This window comes from Arthrobacter sp. FX8, from assembly GCF_026723805.1.
Taxonomy (GTDB): domain Bacteria; phylum Actinomycetota; class Actinomycetes; order Actinomycetales; family Micrococcaceae; genus Arthrobacter.
Window position 1 is genome coordinate 4,334,086 of sequence record NZ_CP113505.1, and the last position, 16,876, is coordinate 4,350,961.

At 67.7% G+C, this 16,876-nt stretch carries 13 protein-coding genes and 3 pseudogenes; 8 read left to right on the plus strand and 8 right to left on the minus strand.

What is annotated here, in order from left to right:
- Window positions 1–41: 41 nt before the first annotated feature.
- The 3 genes from hutU (at window position 42) to OUO20_RS20395 (ending at window position 3,743) form a co-directional block, all read left to right on the plus strand.
- Window positions 42–1,739 carry a urocanate hydratase gene (gene hutU, locus OUO20_RS20385; RefSeq protein WP_223993619.1) on the plus strand — a complete coding sequence of 566 codons (1,698 nt, stop codon included), beginning with the start codon at window positions 42–44 and terminating at the stop codon, window positions 1,737–1,739.
- A 3-nt stretch (window positions 1,740–1,742) separates the two neighbouring features.
- Entirely contained in the window at window positions 1,743–3,335 is a 1,593-nt protein-coding gene (hutH, locus tag OUO20_RS20390; protein WP_056392285.1) for a histidine ammonia-lyase, read from the plus strand.
- Window positions 3,336–3,497: 162 nt separating this feature from the next.
- Entirely contained in the window at window positions 3,498–3,743 is a 246-nt protein-coding gene (locus OUO20_RS20395) for a hypothetical protein (RefSeq protein WP_018771730.1), read from the plus strand.
- A 69-nt stretch (window positions 3,744–3,812) separates the two neighbouring features.
- Here OUO20_RS20395 and OUO20_RS20400 read toward each other — a convergent pair whose 3' ends face one another.
- Window positions 3,813–4,073, minus strand: a complete 261-nt coding sequence (locus tag OUO20_RS20400; protein WP_144601200.1) for a hypothetical protein — start codon at window positions 4,071–4,073, stop codon at window positions 3,813–3,815.
- A gap of 207 nt (window positions 4,074–4,280) precedes the next feature.
- Between OUO20_RS20400 and OUO20_RS20405 the strand changes: the two genes are divergently transcribed.
- The gene (locus OUO20_RS20405) at window positions 4,281–5,162 is read left to right on the plus strand and encodes a fumarylacetoacetate hydrolase family protein (RefSeq protein ID WP_144601201.1); all 882 of its coding nucleotides are present in this window, start codon (window positions 4,281–4,283) and stop codon (window positions 5,160–5,162) included.
- A 2-nt stretch (window positions 5,163–5,164) separates the two neighbouring features.
- On the opposite strand, the gene OUO20_RS20410 is transcribed toward OUO20_RS20405, so the two are convergent.
- The 4 genes and pseudogenes from OUO20_RS20410 to OUO20_RS20425 all read right to left on the minus strand — a co-directional run bounded on the left by OUO20_RS20410 (window position 5,165) and on the right by OUO20_RS20425 (window position 8,665).
- On the minus strand, window positions 5,165–5,560 hold the full coding sequence (locus OUO20_RS20410; RefSeq protein ID WP_018771727.1) for a universal stress protein: 396 nt from the start codon (window positions 5,558–5,560) through the stop codon (window positions 5,165–5,167).
- 57 nt (window positions 5,561–5,617) lie between these two features.
- A pseudogene (locus OUO20_RS20415) lies at window positions 5,618–7,155 on the minus strand (tripartite tricarboxylate transporter permease).
- Window positions 7,156–7,659 carry a tripartite tricarboxylate transporter TctB family protein gene (locus OUO20_RS20420; protein WP_018771725.1) on the minus strand — a complete coding sequence of 168 codons (504 nt, stop codon included), beginning with the start codon at window positions 7,657–7,659 and terminating at the stop codon, window positions 7,156–7,158. It lies immediately after the preceding pseudogene.
- Window positions 7,656–8,665: pseudogene (locus OUO20_RS20425) on the minus strand (Bug family tripartite tricarboxylate transporter substrate binding protein). Before OUO20_RS20425 ends, OUO20_RS20420 begins: the two are co-directional and overlap by 4 nt.
- A 309-nt stretch (window positions 8,666–8,974) precedes the next feature.
- Here OUO20_RS20425 and OUO20_RS20430 point away from each other — a divergent pair.
- Together OUO20_RS20430 and OUO20_RS20435 are read left to right on the plus strand one after the other, a co-directional pair.
- Window positions 8,975–10,555: a sensor histidine kinase gene (locus OUO20_RS20430; protein ID WP_018771723.1), complete on the plus strand. Its 1,581-nt coding sequence runs from the start codon at window positions 8,975–8,977 to the stop codon at window positions 10,553–10,555.
- The gene (locus OUO20_RS20435) at window positions 10,552–11,220 is read left to right on the plus strand and encodes a response regulator (RefSeq protein WP_018771722.1); all 669 of its coding nucleotides are present in this window, start codon (window positions 10,552–10,554) and stop codon (window positions 11,218–11,220) included. Before OUO20_RS20430 ends, OUO20_RS20435 begins: the two co-directional genes overlap by 4 nt.
- Window positions 11,221–11,239: 19 nt before the next feature.
- Here OUO20_RS20435 and hutG read toward each other — a convergent pair.
- Window positions 11,240–12,228 (minus strand): annotated as a pseudogene (hutG, locus tag OUO20_RS20440) (formimidoylglutamase).
- A gap of 229 nt (window positions 12,229–12,457) precedes the next feature.
- On the opposite strand from hutG, the gene OUO20_RS20445 reads away from it, so the two are divergent.
- Window positions 12,458–13,762, plus strand: coding sequence for a cation:proton antiporter (locus OUO20_RS20445; protein WP_056392276.1), 1,305 nt, complete (start codon window positions 12,458–12,460; stop codon window positions 13,760–13,762).
- A 31-nt stretch (window positions 13,763–13,793) separates the two neighbouring features.
- On the opposite strand, the gene OUO20_RS20450 is transcribed toward OUO20_RS20445, so the two are convergent.
- Window positions 13,794–15,233 carry an NCS2 family permease gene (locus OUO20_RS20450; protein ID WP_056392274.1) on the minus strand — a complete coding sequence of 480 codons (1,440 nt, stop codon included), beginning with the start codon at window positions 15,231–15,233 and terminating at the stop codon, window positions 13,794–13,796.
- Between the two features lie 111 nt (window positions 15,234–15,344).
- On the opposite strand from OUO20_RS20450, the gene OUO20_RS20455 reads away from it, so the two are divergent.
- Entirely contained in the window at window positions 15,345–15,989 is a 645-nt protein-coding gene (locus OUO20_RS20455; protein ID WP_268002531.1) for a copper resistance CopC family protein, read from the plus strand.
- Window positions 15,990–16,038: 49 nt separating this feature from the next.
- On the opposite strand, the gene OUO20_RS20460 is transcribed toward OUO20_RS20455, so the two are convergent.
- Complete coding sequence (locus OUO20_RS20460; RefSeq protein WP_018771717.1) at window positions 16,039–16,677, minus strand: NAD(P)-binding protein; 639 nt, start codon at window positions 16,675–16,677, stop codon at window positions 16,039–16,041.
- Between the last annotated feature and the right edge of the window lie 199 nt (window positions 16,678–16,876).

Consider the following 16,876-nt stretch of genomic DNA (forward strand, 5'->3'; position numbering starts at 1 on the left):
AACTTCTTCGAAACCTCAGACACCAAGAAAAGGAGCCCATCATGGCACCCGCCGATTTCACCACCGGGGCCCGCCCGGTCAAAGCAGCCCGCGGCACCGAGCTCACCGCCAAGTCCTGGCAGACCGAAGCGCCGCTGCGCATGCTGATGAACAACCTGGATCCCGAGGTCGCCGAGCGCCCGGACGACCTGGTGGTCTACGGCGGCACTGGCCGCGCCGTCCGCTCCTGGGCAGCGTTCGATGCCATCACCCGCACCCTGGAGACCATGGAAAAGGACGAGACCCTGCTGGTCCAGTCCGGAAAGCCGGTGGGCGTCTTCCGTACCAACGAGTGGGCCCCGCGCGTGCTGCTGGCCAACTCCAACCTCGTCGGCGACTGGGCAACCTGGCCCGAATTCCGCCGGCTCGAGGCCGAGGGCCTCATGATGTACGGCCAGATGACGGCCGGTTCATGGATCTACATCGGCACCCAGGGCATCCTGCAGGGCACCTTCGAGACCTTTGCCGCGATCGCCCGCAAACTCACAGGGGACGAAAACGGCACGCTCGCCGGCACGCTGACCCTCACCGGCGGCTGCGGCGGCATGGGCGGCGCCCAGCCGCTCGCCGTCACCCTGAACGAGGGCGCCTGCCTGATTGTCGACGTCGACGAAACCCGCCTGCGCAGGCGGGCCGGCAAACGCTACCTGGACGAGGTGGAAACCGACCTCGACGCCGCCATCGCCAAGGTGCTCAAGGCCAAGGAGGAACGCCGCGGCTGGTCCGTGGGCTACGTGGGCAACGCCGCCGAAGTCTTCCCCGAGATCCTGCGCCGCCACAAGGCCGGCGAACTCACCGTGGACATCGTCACCGACCAGACCTCCGCGCACGATCCCCTGTCCTACCTGCCCGAAGGCATTTCCGTGGACGAGTGGCACCGCGAGGCAGAGGCTGATCCTGAAGGGTTCACCAAGAAGGCCCAGGCATCCATGGCCCGGCACGTCCAGGCCATGGTGGAATTCCAGGACGCCGGCGCCGAGGTGTTCGACTACGGCAACTCCATCCGCGACGAAGCCCGCAAGGGTGGTTACGCCCGGGCCTTCGAGTTCCCCGGCTTCGTCCCCGCCTACATCCGGCCCCTGTTCTGCGAAGGGCTTGGCCCGTTCCGCTGGGTCGCCCTGTCCGGTGACCCGGAAGACATCCGGGTGACGGACGAAGCCATCAAGGAGCTCTTCCCGGAGAACAAGCACCTGCACCGCTGGATTGACGCCGCCCAGGAACGGGTCGAGTTCGAGGGCCTGCCGGCGCGCATCTGCTGGCTCGGCTACGGTGAACGCGCCAAGGCCGGCCTGCTCTTCAACCAGCTCGTCAAGGACGGCAAGGTCAAGGCTCCCATCGTGATCGGGCGCGACCACCTGGATTCGGGCTCCGTCGCCTCCCCGTACCGCGAAACGGAGGCCATGGCGGACGGCTCCGATGCCATCGCCGACTGGCCAATGCTGAACGCCCTGCTCAACACTGCCTCCGGCGCCACCTGGGTGTCCCTGCACCACGGCGGCGGTGTGGGCATCGGTCGCTCCATCCACGCCGGGCAGGTTTCCGTCGCCGACGGCACCGACCTCGCCGCGCAGAAACTCGAGCGCCTCCTCACCAACGACCCCGGCATGGGCGTCATCCGCCACGCCGACGCCGGCTACGAACGCGCCCTCGACGTCGCCAGGGAACGCGGCGTCCGCATCCCCATGAATGAAGGCAAGTAGAAAATGACTGTTACGACACACGAACCGCTGACCGTCACCCTCGGGTCCGTCGGCGTCACGCCCGGGGATCTGCTCGCCGTCGCACGCCACGGCGCGAAGGTGACCATCGCGCCGGACGCCCTGGAAACCGTCGCCAAGGTGCGCGCCCACATCGATGACCTCGCCGCCAGCGACGTCCCCGCCTACGGCATCTCCACCGGGTTCGGTGCCCTGGCCAACCGCCACATCCCGAATGAACTGCGCACCCAGCTGCAGAAGTCCCTCATCCGGAGCCACGCTGCGGGCATGGGGCCGGCCGTGGAGCGGGAAGTGGTCCGCGGCATCATGTTCCTGCGCGCCAAGACCCTCGCCTCCGGCCGCACCGGCGTCCGCCCCGTGGTCCTGCAGACCATGGTGGACGTCCTCAACGCCGGCATCACCCCCGTGGTCCGCGAGTTCGGCTCGCTGGGCTGCTCCGGTGACCTGGCGCCACTGTCCCACTGCGCCCTGGTCCTGATGGGCGAAGGGGAAGCGGAAGGGCCCGACGGCGTGACTTACGGCGGGCGGGGAGAGCGGCCTGTCGCTGAGCTGCTGGCAGAACACGGCATCGAGCCCGTCACCCTCGCCGAAAAGGAGGGCCTGGCCCTGGTCAACGGCACCGAGGGCATGCTGGGCATGCTCCTGATGGCCATCGCCGATCTTCGCCAATTGCTGTCGACGGCGGACATCACCGCCGCCCTCAGCGTCGAGGCGCTGCTGGGCACCGACCAGGTATTCCTGCCCGAACTGCACGCCGCGCTGCGGCCCCACCCGGGCCAGGCGGCAAGCGCGGACAACATGCTCCGCGTGCTGTCGGACTCTCCCATCGTGGCGTCGCACCGGGTGGGGGACTCCCGGGTGCAGGACGCCTACTCGCTGCGCTGCGCCCCCCAGGTTGCCGGTGCCGTCCGGGACACCGTTGACCACGCCGAATTGGTGGCCACCCGGGAGCTGGCGGCAGCCATCGACAACCCCGTGGTCCTTCCCGACGGGCGTGTGAGCTCCAACGGCAACTTCCACGGCGCGCCTGTGGCATACGTCCTGGACTACCTGGCCATCGCCGTCGCCGACCTCAGCTCCATCGCTGAACGCCGGACCGACCGCATGCTGGATCCTGCCCGGTCGCATGGCCTGCCCGCCTTCCTCGCCGCTGACCCCGGCGTGGACTCCGGGCTGATGATCGCCCAGTACACCCAGGCCGGCCTGGTTTCGGACAACAAGCGGCTTGCCGTTCCGGCCTCCGTGGACTCGATTCCGAGCTCCGCCATGCAGGAGGACCATGTCTCCATGGGCTGGCATGCGGCACGCAAGCTGCGCAAGGCGGTGGAAAACCTCCGCCGCGTCCTGGCCATCGAACTGGTGACCTCGGCGCGGGCGCTGGACATCCGCTCGCAGCTCTCGGGCGGGGTCCTGACGCCGGGGCCCGCGGGTACCGCTGTCGTGGCCGCGCTCCGCGGGGTGGTGGAGGGGCCGGGGACGGACCGGTTCCTGTCGCCGGAACTGGAAGCGGCTGACCGCCTGGTCGCCTCAGGTGACGTGCTCCGGGCAGCCGAATCCGCCGTCGGGCCGCTCGCCTGATACCGAAGAATCTTCAGCGCCTACTGACCGTCCGTCCGAAAGGTGGAATTTCCGGCGCCACGGCCCACCGTGGCGCCGGGAGTGTAGTAGAACTGAAGATGTAGTGAAAGTCACATCAAAGAAGCTGTGGCAGCAGAACGATACAAAGGGGTAGAAGTTCAAATGAAAGCACGTGGGGCAGTCCTGTCCAGGCGCAATGCCCATTCCGCCGCGGTATCCAACTGGAAGGCCCTCAAGGCCGGGGACCGCGTCGAGATCATCAAGCATGCGCATGTGGTGGCAGCCGGGGAGGTGGAAGAGGTGTCCCAAAGCGGCAACGTCCTTTGGCTGGTTCCGGCCGGTCCGTCAGGCCCCGCGGAGAAGCAGCTTTTCCTGAAGTCCGACGGCGTGGAGGTCCGCCGCGGCTAGCAGTCCCGCAAGCAGCAATAAAAAATCCCCGCACTGCCGTATGGCGTGCGGGGATTTTTGTAGGCGTGGTCAGACCGCGAAGGACTCGTACGTTTCGCCGAAAGGTACTGATGCGTCCAGGGCTACCGTGTAGCTTCCCGGGTGCAGCCTGGTGACGCGGATGCCGCACTCGGCATCCTTCGCTGCCACCCCAATCAGTTCGGCCACCGCCTCTTCCAGTCCTGCGTGGACCTCGCTGGCGCTGGAGAACTCCAGGCTGATGGACCGCAAAGCAGGTCCTTCGGTGGGCTTGGCGGCGGTGGGGATCCGCTCCAATGTGGCTGTAGTCATGTACTGCACTTTCTGTGTTTCGTGCCAAGATGGCTCAACCATTCTACCGACTGCTCCGGCTAGATGTCAGATGACTGTCCTTTCGGGCGCTGGATGTGCAGTCACAAAGGCTTTTGTTCGCGGGATCGCAGCGAATCAACGACCATGGATCTCGGGGCCCGGGGGCCCTGGAAGCACCCGATCGATACGGCTTGAGGAGAATTCGGTATGAAGATCATGCGCCTGGGCGAAAGCGGCAGCGAGCAGCCTGCGGTCCTGGTTTCCCCGGCGGACGGCATCGACCGGTATTTCAGCCTGTTGCCCCTTACCGCCGACGTGGACGGGGAGTTCCTTGCCGGGGGCGGACTGGACAGGGTGCGGGATGCACTGGAGGCCGGGGAACTGCCGGTTTTGGCGGGCGCCGCTGCGCTTCGGGTTGGTTCCCCCGTGGCCCGGCCCGGTTCGGTGGTGGGCGTCGGGATGAACTACGCCGCCCATGCCGCCGAATCGGGTGCCGAACCGCCAACGGTTCCCGTCGTCTTCCTCAAGCCCAGCAACACCGTCACCGGACCCTGCGACCCCGCCCCGCTTCCGCCGCACTCCACCCAATATGACTGGGAAGTGGAACTGGGCATCGTGATCGGCAGCGAAGCCAGCTACCTCGGGTCCGTCGAAGAGGCGTCCAAGTGCATTGCCGGCTATGTGACCGCCAACGACTTCTCCGAGCGGGAATACCAGTTGCCGGGAGCGGCGGGGCAATGGACCAAGGGGAAATCCCTTCCCGGGTCCACGCCCCTGGGCCCCTGGCTGGTTCCGGCGGGGGAGATCGACGGCGGCAACCTGCGGCTGCGCAGCTGGGTGAATGGTGAGCCGCGCCAGGATTCGTCGTCGTCGGAGCTCATCTTTGATGCGCCCACACTGGTCCACCACTGCAGCCAGTACATGCGGCTTGAACCGGGTGACGTGATCCTGACCGGGACGCCGCAGGGTGTGGCCCTCAGCGGCCGTTTCCCCTACCTCCAGCCGGGCGACGTGGTGGAGGTAGAGGTGGACGGCCTGGGCCGCCAGCGCCAGGAGTTGTTCCGGGCACGGGCGGCCGTCAGAGCCTAGGGTTACTGGCCCGCTTTTACCGCCAGGACCGGGCAGTCCGCCTCCAGCAGGATGCGCTGGGATGTGCTGCCCATGATCAGCTTGCCCACCGGGGTGCGGCGGCGCAGGCCGATCACGATCAGTTCGGCGTTGTGCTCCTCCGCGGCGTCCAGCACCTCGGCCGCGGCATCATGGCCGCGGACGGGCCGCTTGATCAGGTACTCGATGCCCTGGCCGGCCAGCCGCTTCTCGATGTCCTGGATGTCGCCGTCCTGCGCAAAGCGGTTGTCCACCGGTGCTTCGCCCTTTGAGGAGTTGATCAGCACCAGGGTGCTGTTGCTCTTCCTGGCCTCGGTGATGGCCTGGGTGAGGGCGGCTTCGCCCTCGGGGGTGGGGACGTATCCCACAACGACGGTCATGGAGTCTCCTTTTCTGCTCGATGCGGGTAGTGGGATCTGGCGACGGGGCGGGCCTGCTCAGTCGCTGTAGTCAGCTGCGCCCGAATTGGCGGGAACCAGCGGCCTGCGGTCCGGACGGCTGCGCCGGTACAGCTTGTAGGCAAAGGGCCAGAGCAGGATGAGGCCAATGATGACATAGATCCCGACGGCGATCGGCTCGCTGAAGAGCCCTGCCGGGTCACCCGCGCTCAGCTGCAGGGTCTTGCGGAGCTGCCCTTCGATCCGCGGACCCAGGATCACGCCAAGGATCAGCGGCAGGACGGGAAGCCCGAAGCGCCGCATCATGAAGCCCAGTGCGCCCAGGACCAGCAGGATCACCAGGTCGAACGCCTGCAGGTTCACCGAGTAGGCGCCCAGCGTGGCGAAGAACAGGATGCCGGCATACAGGTAGGGGCGGGGCAGCTGCAGGAGTTTCGCCCACATCGGTGCCAGCGGGAGGTTAATCAGCAGGAGCAGCAGGTTGCCAATGAAGAGGCTGGCGATCAGCGCCCACACAAGGGGCCCTTGGCTTTCGAAAAGCTGCGGGCCCGGCTGGATGCCGTAGCTGGTGAAGGCGGCGAGCATGACGGCGGCGGTGGCGTTGGTGGGCAGGCCCAGTGCCAGCATGGGGGTCAGGGTGCCGGCGGCCGCCGCGTTGTTGGCTGCTTCCGGACCGGCAACGCCCTCGATGGCACCCTTGCCGAACTCTTCGGGGTGTTTGCTGAGGCGCTTTTCCGTGACATAGGAGAGGAAGGTTGGGATCTCGGCGCCGCCTGCCGGCAGTGCGCCGAACGGGAAGCCAAAGGCGGTCCCGCGCAGCCAGGGCTTCCAGGAGCGCTTCCAGTCGGACTTGCCCATCCAGGGCTGGCCCACGGGAATGGCATGCAGGGGGTACGGCGCAGGTGCGCGGCCACCCAGAGGGCCTCTCCCACGGCGAAGATGGCCACGGCCACCACCACGATGTCCAGGCCGTCCGCCAGGAGCGGCTGGCCGAAGGTGAGGCGGCGCTGGCCGGTCACGGAGTCCATGCCCACAAGACCAATGGCCAGGCCCAGGCCCAGGGAAGCAAAGCCGCGCAAGCGCGACGAACCGAGTACGGCCGTGACCGCCAACAGCGCCAAGACCATGATGGCGAAGTAGCTGGGTGCACCAAGGCTCACTGCGAACTTCACCACGATCGGCGCGCAGACGGCCAGCAGCGCCGTGCCGATGGTGCCGGCGACGAACGAGCCGATGGCCGCCGTCGCAAGCGCCTGCGCCGCCCTGCCCGCCTTGGCCATCTTGTTGCCCTCGATGGCGGTGACCACGGAGGACGATTCGCCGGGAGTGTTGAGGAGGATCGAGGTGGTGGAACCGCCGTACATGCCGCCGTAGTAGATGCCGGCGAACATGATGAAGGCGCTGGTGGGTTCCAGGGCATAGGTGACGGGGAGCAGCAGGGCAACGGTCATGGCCGGGCCCAGGCCGGGGAGGACACCGACGGCGGTGCCCAGGACGACGCCGATGACGGCGTACAGGAAATTCATGGGGGTCAGGGCGGTGGCGAAGCCGTCCATCAGGGAGGACCAGACGTCCATTTAGAGGATTCCTTCCAGGAGGCCGGCCGGCAGCGCGATGCCCAGGCCGAGGTAGAAGCCGTAGAAGGTCAACAGGGACAGGGCCACGGAGATCGCGCCGTCCCGGACGTAGCGGCGGCTGCCGAGGGCCAGGACGCTGCCCCAGAACAGGACGGTTCCGGAGATCACCCAGCCGGCCCAGTCGATCAGCAGGATGTTCAGGATGAAGGCGCCGGCCAGCGGCAGGACGGTCTTCCAGTCGGCGGGGTGCGTGAGGTCGACGTCCTCGCCGCCCTCAGCCTCGCCCTTGCCGCCGCGCAGGACGTTGACGGCCAGCAGCACGGCGCAGACCACCAGCATTCCGGCCACGATGAACGGAACGGTTTTGGGACCCACCGGGTCGGACTTCGAATACGGGGTTACCAGGCCGTTGGCATCCAGGAAGACCAGGACGCCGGCCGCCCCGAGCAGGAGTGCAACTCCCAGCTCGGAGCGGCCTTTGAGGCCTGTGGTCAGGGAGGTCACGCCAACCCAAGCTTGGTGAGGACGTCCGCCACCCGCTTGTCCTGCTCGGTGAGGAAGGTCTTGAACTGGTCACCGGTGATGAAGGCATCGGTCCAGCTGTGGGTCTTCAGCGCTTCCTTCCAGCCGGCCGTGCCGTGCATCTTTTCCAGGGCTGCGATCAGGGATGCCTTGTCCTTGTCGCTGATTCCCGGAGGGGCCACGACGCCGCGCCAGTTGGTGAACACCAGGTCGATGTTGGATTCCTTGAGCGTGGGTGCGTCCACGCCGTCCAGGCGCTTCTCGCCGCTGGTGGCCAGGACCCGGACCTCGCCGGATTCGATCTGCTTCAGGTACTCGCCGGCGCCGGAAGCGGCGAAGCCCAGCTTGTTGCCCAGGATTGCGGGCAGGAGGTCGCCGCCGCCGTCGTAGGCAACGTAGTTGACCTTGGTGGCGTCGATGCCCACGGCCCCGGCCAGCTGCATGGGCAGCAGGTGGTCCGGGCCGCCGGGGAGGAGCCGCCGCCCACGGCGATGGAACCGGGATCGGCTTTCCAGGCCTTCACCAGGTCATCGATGGTCTTGTACGGGGAGTCCTTGCTGACCATGATGGCGCCGGGCTCTTCGATCAGCCGGGCCAGCGGGGTGGTGTCGGTCAGCTTGGACTCGGACTTGTTGGTGTAGCTGGCGCCGACAACGCCCAGGCCCATGAGCATGGCAAGATCGCCGTTGCCCTTCTCGTTGACCACGCGGGCCAGGCCCACCGTGCCGCCGGCCCCTGCGAGGTTGAAGACCTCGGTGTTGGTGGAGATCTTCTCGTCGTCGAGAACCTTCGCGGCGGCGCGGGCGGTGGTGTCGTAACCGCCGCCGGGGGTGTTGGGGACCATGATCTGCAGGCCGGTGATGGGTCCGGCGGCGGCGCCGGAGCTTTCCGAACCGGTGGAGCTCTTGCTGGTGGCACCGCAACCGGTGGCCATCAGGGCGATGCCGGCGGCAACGGCGGCAATTCGCAATGCGCGGATCTGGCGCATGTGTTCCTCTTCTCTCGAACAAATCTGACCGGCATCGGCTGCCTTGCGGTTCCGATGCCTTGTGGTTCCGATGCTAGGGGCGGCCGTGACGCCGATCACTCTTGTGTACGCAGAGAAAGTTGTGTTCATTGCGTTCACGTTTCCAAACCCCCACAACGGCCCGGCCGCGGGCTTTGGGATATAGTTCCCGGTACCAACCCCGGCCCTGGGCCCGCGCTGCTGCGCGCATAAGGGGCCAGCCAAACCCGCCGGACAACTCCCGGCCCAACCAGCAACTCCAGGAAGACCATTGTGACTCGACGACGAGGAATGTCCCTCGCGGGGCAGTACCTTCTGCTGCAGTTGCTCATTGTCCTGGCCGTCCTGGTGGGCGTGGTGGCCATCTCCCTGGCCCAGTCCGCGGCCGCCTTCGAACGGATCGAAGGCAGGCGTGCCCTGTCGGCCGCGGAAGCCCTGGGCGGCAACCCCGTGGTGCGCGAACTCCTCCCGGACGCCGAACCGCGCGGCGGGGCCGTCCTGCCGTCGGTGGCGGAATCCGTCCGGATCGTCTCGGGCTCCTCCCGGGTCGCGCTCGCGAAACTGGACCGCACCGTGGTGGCGTCCTCGGACCCCAGCCTGCTGGGCGAGCCGCTGGAGCTCGGCGCCAGCCGGGTGATGGAAGGCAGGGCCTGGACCGGAGTGGTGGGCGGCACGCCGGCCCCGCTCCTCTCCGCCCACGTCCCGGTCCTGGACGATACCGGCCGCATGATCGGGATCGCCTCCATCAGCCGCAACTATCCCACCGTGCTCGAGCGGCTGGGCGACGCCGTCCCCAACCTCCTCACGTACCTGGGCGTCGCCAGCGTCCTGGGCATTGCCGGCTCCTTGCTGCTCTCGCGGCGGGTCAAACGGCAGACTCTCGGCATGGAACCCAGCGAAATCACCAGCCTGGTGGAGAACCGCGAAGCCATGCTGCACGGCCTCAAGGAGGGTGTGGTTGCGCTGGACCTGCACGATCGGATCACGGTGGCCAACCACAGCGCCCGCGCCCTGCTCGGACTCCCGCCCGACTGCGTGGGCAAACGCGTGGCGGGCCTCGCCGTCGAACCCGCCCTCAAGGAAGTCCTCACCCGGGACCAGCCCGGGCCGGACCAGCTGGTGCTGGTGGGGGACCGGCTGGTGGTGATGAACCGGGTGCCCATCCAGTCCCGCGGCCGGGTCATCGGCTCGGTGACAACCCTTCGCGACCGCACGGAACTCTCCGAACTGGAGCAGGAACTCGGCACCACCCGCACTGCCACGGACACCCTGCGGGCCCAGGCGCACGAGTTCGCCAACCAGCTGCACGTCATTTCCGGCCTGATCCAGATCGGCGAGTACGACTCCGTGGTCCAGTTCGTCAACGGTGCCACCGTGGACCGGACCCGGCTCAATGACGAAGTGACCGGCCGGATCAAGGATCCCGCGCTCGCTGCCCTGCTGATCGCCAAGTCCAGCCTCGCCACCGAACGGGGCGTGGCCCTGCAGCTGCACCCCGACTCCGTGCTGGACCCCGTTGATGACGAGTTGTCCCGGGACCTCACCACCGTGGTGGGGAACCTGGTGGACAACGCGTTCGACGCCGTCACCGGGCTTCCGCAGGGAGCCGTCACGGTGCGGGTGGAGGGCAAGGCAGGGAAAGACGTCGTGGTGACGGTGCGGGACAATGGTCCCGGCGTTCCCGGCAGCTCCACGGACCACATCTTCCGCCAGGGCTTCACTACCAAGGAACCGGGCCCGGCCGGCAGCCGCGGTTTCGGGCTGGCGCTGTCCCGGGTGGTGTGCCGCCGCAGTGGCGGGAACCTGGCGGTGGCCAACGATAATGGGGCTGTCTTTACCGCCGTGCTGAAACGAGGGAGTACCCAGCCATGATCAAGGTCCTGATCGTCGATGACGACTTCATGGTGGCCAAGGTGCATGCCGGCTTCATCCAGCGCACGCCGGGCTTCGCCGTGGTGGGTGCGGCACACACCGGGGCCCAGGCCGTGGCGGAAACCGAACGGCTCCAGCCGGACCTGGTGCTGCTGGACATCCACCTTCCGGACATCAACGGCCTTGACCTGATGCAGCGCCTGCGAGCGGTGGCACCGGAGCTGGACGTGCTGGTCATCAGTGCCGCACGGGAGGTGGAGACCGTGCGGAAGGCGCTCCGGGGCGGCATTGTCCATTACCTGATCAAGCCTTTTTCGCAGACGGACCTGCAGGAGCGGCTGGAGCACTACCGCAATGCCTACCAAGGCCTTGACGCGTCCAAGGACGTGGCCGAGCAGTCGGACGTCAACCGGGTGTTCGGCCTGGACCGCGCCGAACGTCCGCTCCCCAAGGGCTGCAGCATCGAGACCCTGAAGCTGGTGGAGGCGGCATTGAACGCTGCCGCCGGTGACGTGTCAGCCGCAGAAGTGGCCCAGGAACTGGGCACTTCCCGCGTCAGCGCCCGCCGCTACCTGGAATACCTGCACGACGAAGGCACCCTTGAGGTGCGGCTCAAGTACGGCGTGGGACGGCCGGAGCGCCGGTACGTCCTGAAGGGAGCCTGATTCCGGGCTGCGGCGTCTTTCAGCGCAGCAGCGTGTCCACCAGCCGCGCTGCGGTTTTGGCGGTCCGGCCGTCGATATCGAAGGCCGGGTTCAGCTCCGCAACGTCCAGGTGCAGGAGCTTCCCGCTCCGCGCCACCTGCCGGCACACGGCGGCAATAACAGGCAGCGGCACGCCGTAGGCCGCGGGCGCGCTCACCCCGGGCGCCACGGCCGCGGGCAGCACATCCAGGTCGATGGTCAGGTACAGCACGTCGATGTCCGCCAGGAAGGCGTCCACAAAGTCCCGCACCCTCTCTGCGTCGCAGTCCTCGTCCAGCAGGTACCGAACGCCCAGCGTCCGGGCGGTGTCGAACAGGACCCGGGTGTTGTTCGGCTCCGAGATGCCCACGACGGCGTAGCGGAATTCCCGCCCGGCGTCCGCTTCCGCATGGGCCATCTGCAGGAACGGGGTCCCGGAACTGGGCACCGGCTCGTCGCGGAGGTCGAAGTGGGCGTCAAGGTTCAGGACACCAAGCCGCTGCCCGTTGCGGACCGCCGACGAGGCGCTGACGCCGAGGTAGCTCGCGTAGGCGGTTTCGTGGCCGCCGCCCAGGACAACGGTCTGGTGGCCGGCGTCCAGCAGGGCCGCCACTGCGCGGCCAAGCCGTTCCTGCCCGGCTTCCAGGTCTTCCCCCGGCACCGCCACGTCGCCGAGGTCAGCCACCGTCCGGTCGAGGTGGAAAGCGAGCGGGCCCAGCGCCTTCCGCAAGGCTGCGGGGGCGGCGGACGCTCCCGTGCGCCCCTTGTTCCGGCGCACGCCCTCGTCGCTGGCGAAGCCCAGCAGGGCCACGGGCCTGCCGGTCGCCGTACCCCCGTACCCGGCGCACCCATCCGGTCCCCCGCACCCGCCGTGGTGCTGTCCAGCGCGTCAACTGCCTGCCACCATCGGCGGTGGCCGGGACCGTCGCCGTCGAACCTCCCGGTCCAGGGCTGGGGCGGGACATCGACGGCGGGGAGCTGGAGGGACATGACTCAAGCTCACCGCATGCGGGGCACGAAAACCAGCAACGCCGCCGTCGTCCTGTCCGGGATCCAAGAACCCCCTAACGCCAGGACCCGGCTTCCAGGTACCCGGACTTCTTACTGCGCCGGGGATATGCCGGGTGCAGGGGTTATGGTGAGAGCAGTCCGCCCCATCGAAGCGTGGCGTGTCCGCTTCCGGATCCACGCAACCATTCCAGGCTGGAGAGCCTTCCCCATGTTCGAAGCCCCAGACATCCTCTTTGCCGCGGCAGGCATCGCCGTCTTCATCGCCGCGGTCCTGCCCAAGCTGCTGCGCGACATGCCGCTGTCCATGCCCATGGTTTTCCTTGGTGCCGGGATGGGGGCGTTCGCGCTGATTCCATCGCTGCCGGACCCCAACCCGGTGGAGCACGGCGATTTTGTCATGCACCTTGCGGAGGTCTGCGTGATCATTTCGCTGATGGGCGCCGGACTGGCCCTGGACCGGCCGGTGGGACGCAAGCGCTGGTCCACCACGTGGCGGCTCCTGGGCATCGCCATGCCGTTGTGCATCCTGGGGTTGACGCTGCTGGGCATGTGGTTCCTGGGCCTGGGGCTGGGCGCGGCCCTGCTGGTGGCCGCCAGCCTCGCCCCCACGGACCCGGTCCTCGCGTCCGAAGTCCAGGTGGGCGAGCCCGCGGACCAGGATGGCCATACCGACAAGGAGGATGAGGTCCGGTTCGGACTCACCTCGGAAGCCGGGCTGAACGACGGGCTGGCTTTCCCGTTCGTGTACCTGGCCATTGCCATCAGCGTCGCCGGGGCAAGCCCAACTGCCTGGTTTGGCGAATGGTTCGGGCTGGACGTGCTGTGGCGGCTGGCCATCGGGCTGCTGGTGGGCTTCCTCACCGGCAAGCTGCTGGCAAGGGTCTTCTTCTCCGCCCATGCGGAGAGCTTCAGGCTGTCCAACCACTCCGAGGGGTTCGTGGCCCTGGCGGCGACGTTCCTGGCCTATGGGCTGACGCAAATGGTGGCGGGCTACGGATTCATCGCGGTCTTCGTCTGCGCCGTGACCATCCGCGCAGCTGAACGCACCCACGGCTACCACCGGGTGCTGCACTCCTACGTGGAGCAGCTGGAACGGCTCCTGACGGTGGTGATCCTGGTCCTGCTCGGCGGTGCAATCGCCCGTGGGCTGCTTGAAGGGATTGGCTTGGGGGAAGTGCTGGTGGCGTTGGCATTCCTGCTGGTGGTCCGGCCGCTTGCCGGCTGGCTGGGCCTGCTGGGCGGCAAGACCGGGCCGCGGGAACGCGTGGCGCTCTCCTTCTTTGGCATCCGCGGCATCGGGTCGGTGTACTACCTGGCCTTTGCGCTGGGCGAAGGCCACTTCACGGACCAGGCACACTGGCTCTGGTCCTTCATCGGGCTGGTGGTGGCGCTGTCCATCGTGATCCATGGCGCCACCACCTCGCCCCTCATGAACCGGCTGGACCGGCTGCGCGAAAGGAAGGCGCTGGCGGTGTCCGGCGACGAGGGACTCGCGCCGAACACCCCTGTATAGCTGCATGCCTGTGCAGCTATACAGGGTGTAGCTACATGCCCAGTGCGGCCTCGATGGGCCCGATGGCGAAGAACAGTGCGAACGCCGCGGCCACGGCCCACATCAGCGGGTGGATGTCCTTGACCCGTCCCTGGACGGTGCGGATCAGGACGTACGCGATGAAGCCTGCGCCCAGGCCGTTGGCGATGGAGTAGGTGAACGGCATCAGGGTGAACGTCAGGAACGCCGGGATGGCGATGCCCCAGTCCTGCCAGTCGATCTTGCCCACCTGGGACACCATCATGAAGCCCACCACTACCAGCGCCGGGGCCACTGCCTCGAACGGCACCAGGTTGATCAGCGGGGTGAAGAACATGGCCACCAGGAACAGCAGGCCGGTGACCACCGAGGCGATACCGGTGCGGGCGCCTTCGCCGATGCCGGCGCCGGCCTCGACATAGATCTGGTTGGAGGAGACGGAAGCGCCGCCGCCGATGATGGCGCCGAGTGCGTCCACCTGGAGCACGCGGTCGACGTCGGGAATGTTGCCGTGCTCGTCCACCGTTCCGGCCTCGTTGGCCAGGCCCACCATGGTGCCCATGGCGTCGAAGAAGATGCTGAGCAGGATGACGAAGGCCAGCAGGGTGGCGGCCACGAAGCCGAGGTGTTCGAAGGCGCCGAAGGGATTGGCCTTGCCGATCAGGGACAGGTCAGGGGCGGCCCAGCCGGAGAACGCCGGCGCCACCAGGGACCAGCCCTGGGGGTTGAAGTTCTTGCCGTCGAAGCTGGGTCCGATGTGCAGGGTTGTCTCAAGGATCACGGACAGCACGGTGGAGGTGATGATGCCGATCAGGATGGCGCCCTTGATCTTGCGCACCACAAGGGCGATGGTCAGGATCAGGCCGAAAACGAACACGGCCGTGGGCCAGCCCAGCAGCTTGCCTTCGAAGCCAAGGCCAACGGGCACCGTGGTGCCTGCAACGTCCGGAATGCGCCGCACGAATCCGGCGTTGACCAGCCCGATCAGGGCGATGAACAGGCCGATGCCCACCACGATTGCCGTCTTGAGGCCGTCCGGCACGGCCTTGAAGACGGCGGTCCGGAAGCCGGTGAGGACCAGGATCAGCATGGTGACGCCGGAGAGGACCACCAGGCCCATCATGTCCGGCCAGCTGAGTTCCGGGTTTGTGGCCACGGTGACGGCCACGAAGGCATTCACGCCGAGGCCGGTGGCCAGCGCGAAGGGGTGCCGGCCCCAGGCGCCCATCAGGATGGTCAGGATGCCTGCCACGAACGCGGTCACGGCGGCCACGGCGGTGAAGCCCAGTGTGGTGCCGTTCGAGTCCGGACCGGACAGGATCAGCGGGTTCAGCACCACGATGTAGCTCATGGCGAAGAAGGTGGCGAACCCGCCGCGGATCTCGCGGGAAAGGTTGGAACCGCGCTCGGTGACCCTGAAATACCGGTCCAGGGCAGAGCCTTGCTTAAGCATTAGTCCTCCGGGGAAGTGTGTGGGGATACCTGCATCCTAAGGGGGCGGCAGGGAATGGGCCGGCAAATGCGCCTAGTCTGTAAGGAAGCCAACACAAGGAGCAGCCCAAACATGCGCCACGTCCGCCGCCGACTGCTGGGCTTTGTGCCCGGTTTCTTCGTCCTCTCCGTTGTCCTCGCCGCCGCGATGCTGGGCCTGGCGGCCCCGGCCAGCGCCCACGATGCCGCAGAGTCCACCAGCCCGGCCCAGGGTGCGGCGCTGCCGGCGCCGCCCGGCGAGGTTTCGGTGACCTTCAGCAACAAGCCGCTGGGCATCGGCTCGTCGTTCTCGGTCAAGGACGCCGGCGGTACCGAATGGGCTGACGGGTCCGTGCAGATCGTGGACAACGTGGCCACCCAAAAGCTTCGGCCAGGCGGCCCCGCGGGGAAGTACACCGTGGCATGGCGCGTGGTCAGTTCGGACTCGCACCCCATTGAGGGCACATTCACTTTCACCGCGGCCACAGGCGACCCGTCCGCAACGGCGGGCCCGGCCAGTCCGACGGCGGCGGGTGCAGTTCCGGGAATGGGTACAGCGCAGCCCGGGGTTACGGAGGAGCCGTCCGTGCCTGCCAATGCCGGCGAGCCCTTCCAGTGGAGCATCGTGATTTTTGCGGCCGTTGCCGTGGGGCTGCTGGTGGCCCTCGGCGTCCTGGCCCGGCGCCGGCTCACAGGCGACGGGGACGGCATGGATGCCGGGGAGGACGGCCGGGGGTAGCCCGGCCCGGGGGTGCCGGCCGGCTCCGGCCTGGCGGCGGGCAGGGCTGTCAGCAGGTCAGCACCGCAAAGCTGCCCGTTGCCGGGAAGGCGCCGCCGGACGGGTGGCCACTGCCTGGATTGACCTTGGCGGAGATGGCCTGGCCCACCGTCTTGGCCTGGCGCAGTACTTCCTTGGGCGACGGCGTGATCAGCTCACCCACTCCCACCAGGTAGATGCCAATGGCCCGCATGGCCGCTGCCACGTTCCGGCCTACGGCGATCCCGAAGTCGTTGAGCATGCGCCGCAGCTGGCTGTGGGCGCACCTGGTCAGGACGATGTGGTCGGCCACCAGGATGCCGGTGGGGGTGTGCACCTGCCATTGCGGAGCGGCGCCGTGCCCGGGTCCCTGGAGCATGGTCAGCTGGACCGCGCGGGTTGTGTTCCGGACGTCCACGCTGTGGCTTGTGGCGTAATTGCGCAGATGGCGCAGGATCTCGTTGCGCTCCCGGAGGGTGTCGCTGTCCGCCGCGTCGCAGCGCTGCAGCGATGACGTGTTTGCGGGTTGCCCGGCGCCGAGGATGTCCAGCCCGTCCACCACAATGGAGGCCACGCGGTGGCGGCGCAGTTCTGCGGCCACGGCAAGCCCGGACAGGCCCGTGCCAATGATGACAGTGGTGGTCTGTTCGGTCTGGGCATCCCCAGGCATGCTTGACACTACAGTTTCCCTCCTTCGAAGCTTTCGGCAGGTGCCGGCGTCCTCGCCGGCCCGCGTCCCGTTACCCCCAAGTACGGCCGCAGCGCATGGCCCGGGACAGTGCGCGCAGGAAGTTGCGGTTGGCGTCCCGGACCAACAATGTCCTGAAGACTACAGAACAAATGCGGCCGTGGATAGCCCAATGAGGAAA

Bases quoted from the DNA above. Each gene is read 5' to 3' on its own strand.
- hutU (WP_223993619.1), top strand. From the start codon at position 42: ATGGCACCCGCCGATTTCACCACCGGGGCCCGCCCGGTCAAAGCAGCC.
- hutH (WP_056392285.1), top strand. From the start codon at position 1,743: ATGACTGTTACGACACACGAACCGCTGACCGTCACCCTCGGGTCCGTC.
- OUO20_RS20395 (WP_018771730.1), top strand. From the start codon at position 3,498: ATGAAAGCACGTGGGGCAGTCCTGTCCAGGCGCAATGCCCATTCCGCC.
- OUO20_RS20400 (WP_144601200.1), bottom strand. From the start codon at position 4,073: ATGACTACAGCCACATTGGAGCGGATCCCCACCGCCGCCAAGCCCACC.
- OUO20_RS20405 (WP_144601201.1), top strand. From the start codon at position 4,281: ATGAAGATCATGCGCCTGGGCGAAAGCGGCAGCGAGCAGCCTGCGGTC.
- OUO20_RS20410 (WP_018771727.1), bottom strand. From the start codon at position 5,560: ATGACCGTCGTTGTGGGATACGTCCCCACCCCCGAGGGCGAAGCCGCC.
- OUO20_RS20430 (WP_018771723.1), top strand. From the start codon at position 8,975: ATGTCCCTCGCGGGGCAGTACCTTCTGCTGCAGTTGCTCATTGTCCTG.
- OUO20_RS20435 (WP_018771722.1), top strand. From the start codon at position 10,552: ATGATCAAGGTCCTGATCGTCGATGACGACTTCATGGTGGCCAAGGTG.
- OUO20_RS20445 (WP_056392276.1), top strand. From the start codon at position 12,458: ATGTTCGAAGCCCCAGACATCCTCTTTGCCGCGGCAGGCATCGCCGTC.
- OUO20_RS20450 (WP_056392274.1), bottom strand. From the start codon at position 15,233: ATGCTTAAGCAAGGCTCTGCCCTGGACCGGTATTTCAGGGTCACCGAG.
- OUO20_RS20455 (WP_268002531.1), top strand. From the start codon at position 15,345: ATGCGCCACGTCCGCCGCCGACTGCTGGGCTTTGTGCCCGGTTTCTTC.
- OUO20_RS20460 (WP_018771717.1), bottom strand. From the start codon at position 16,677: ATGCCTGGGGATGCCCAGACCGAACAGACCACCACTGTCATCATTGGC.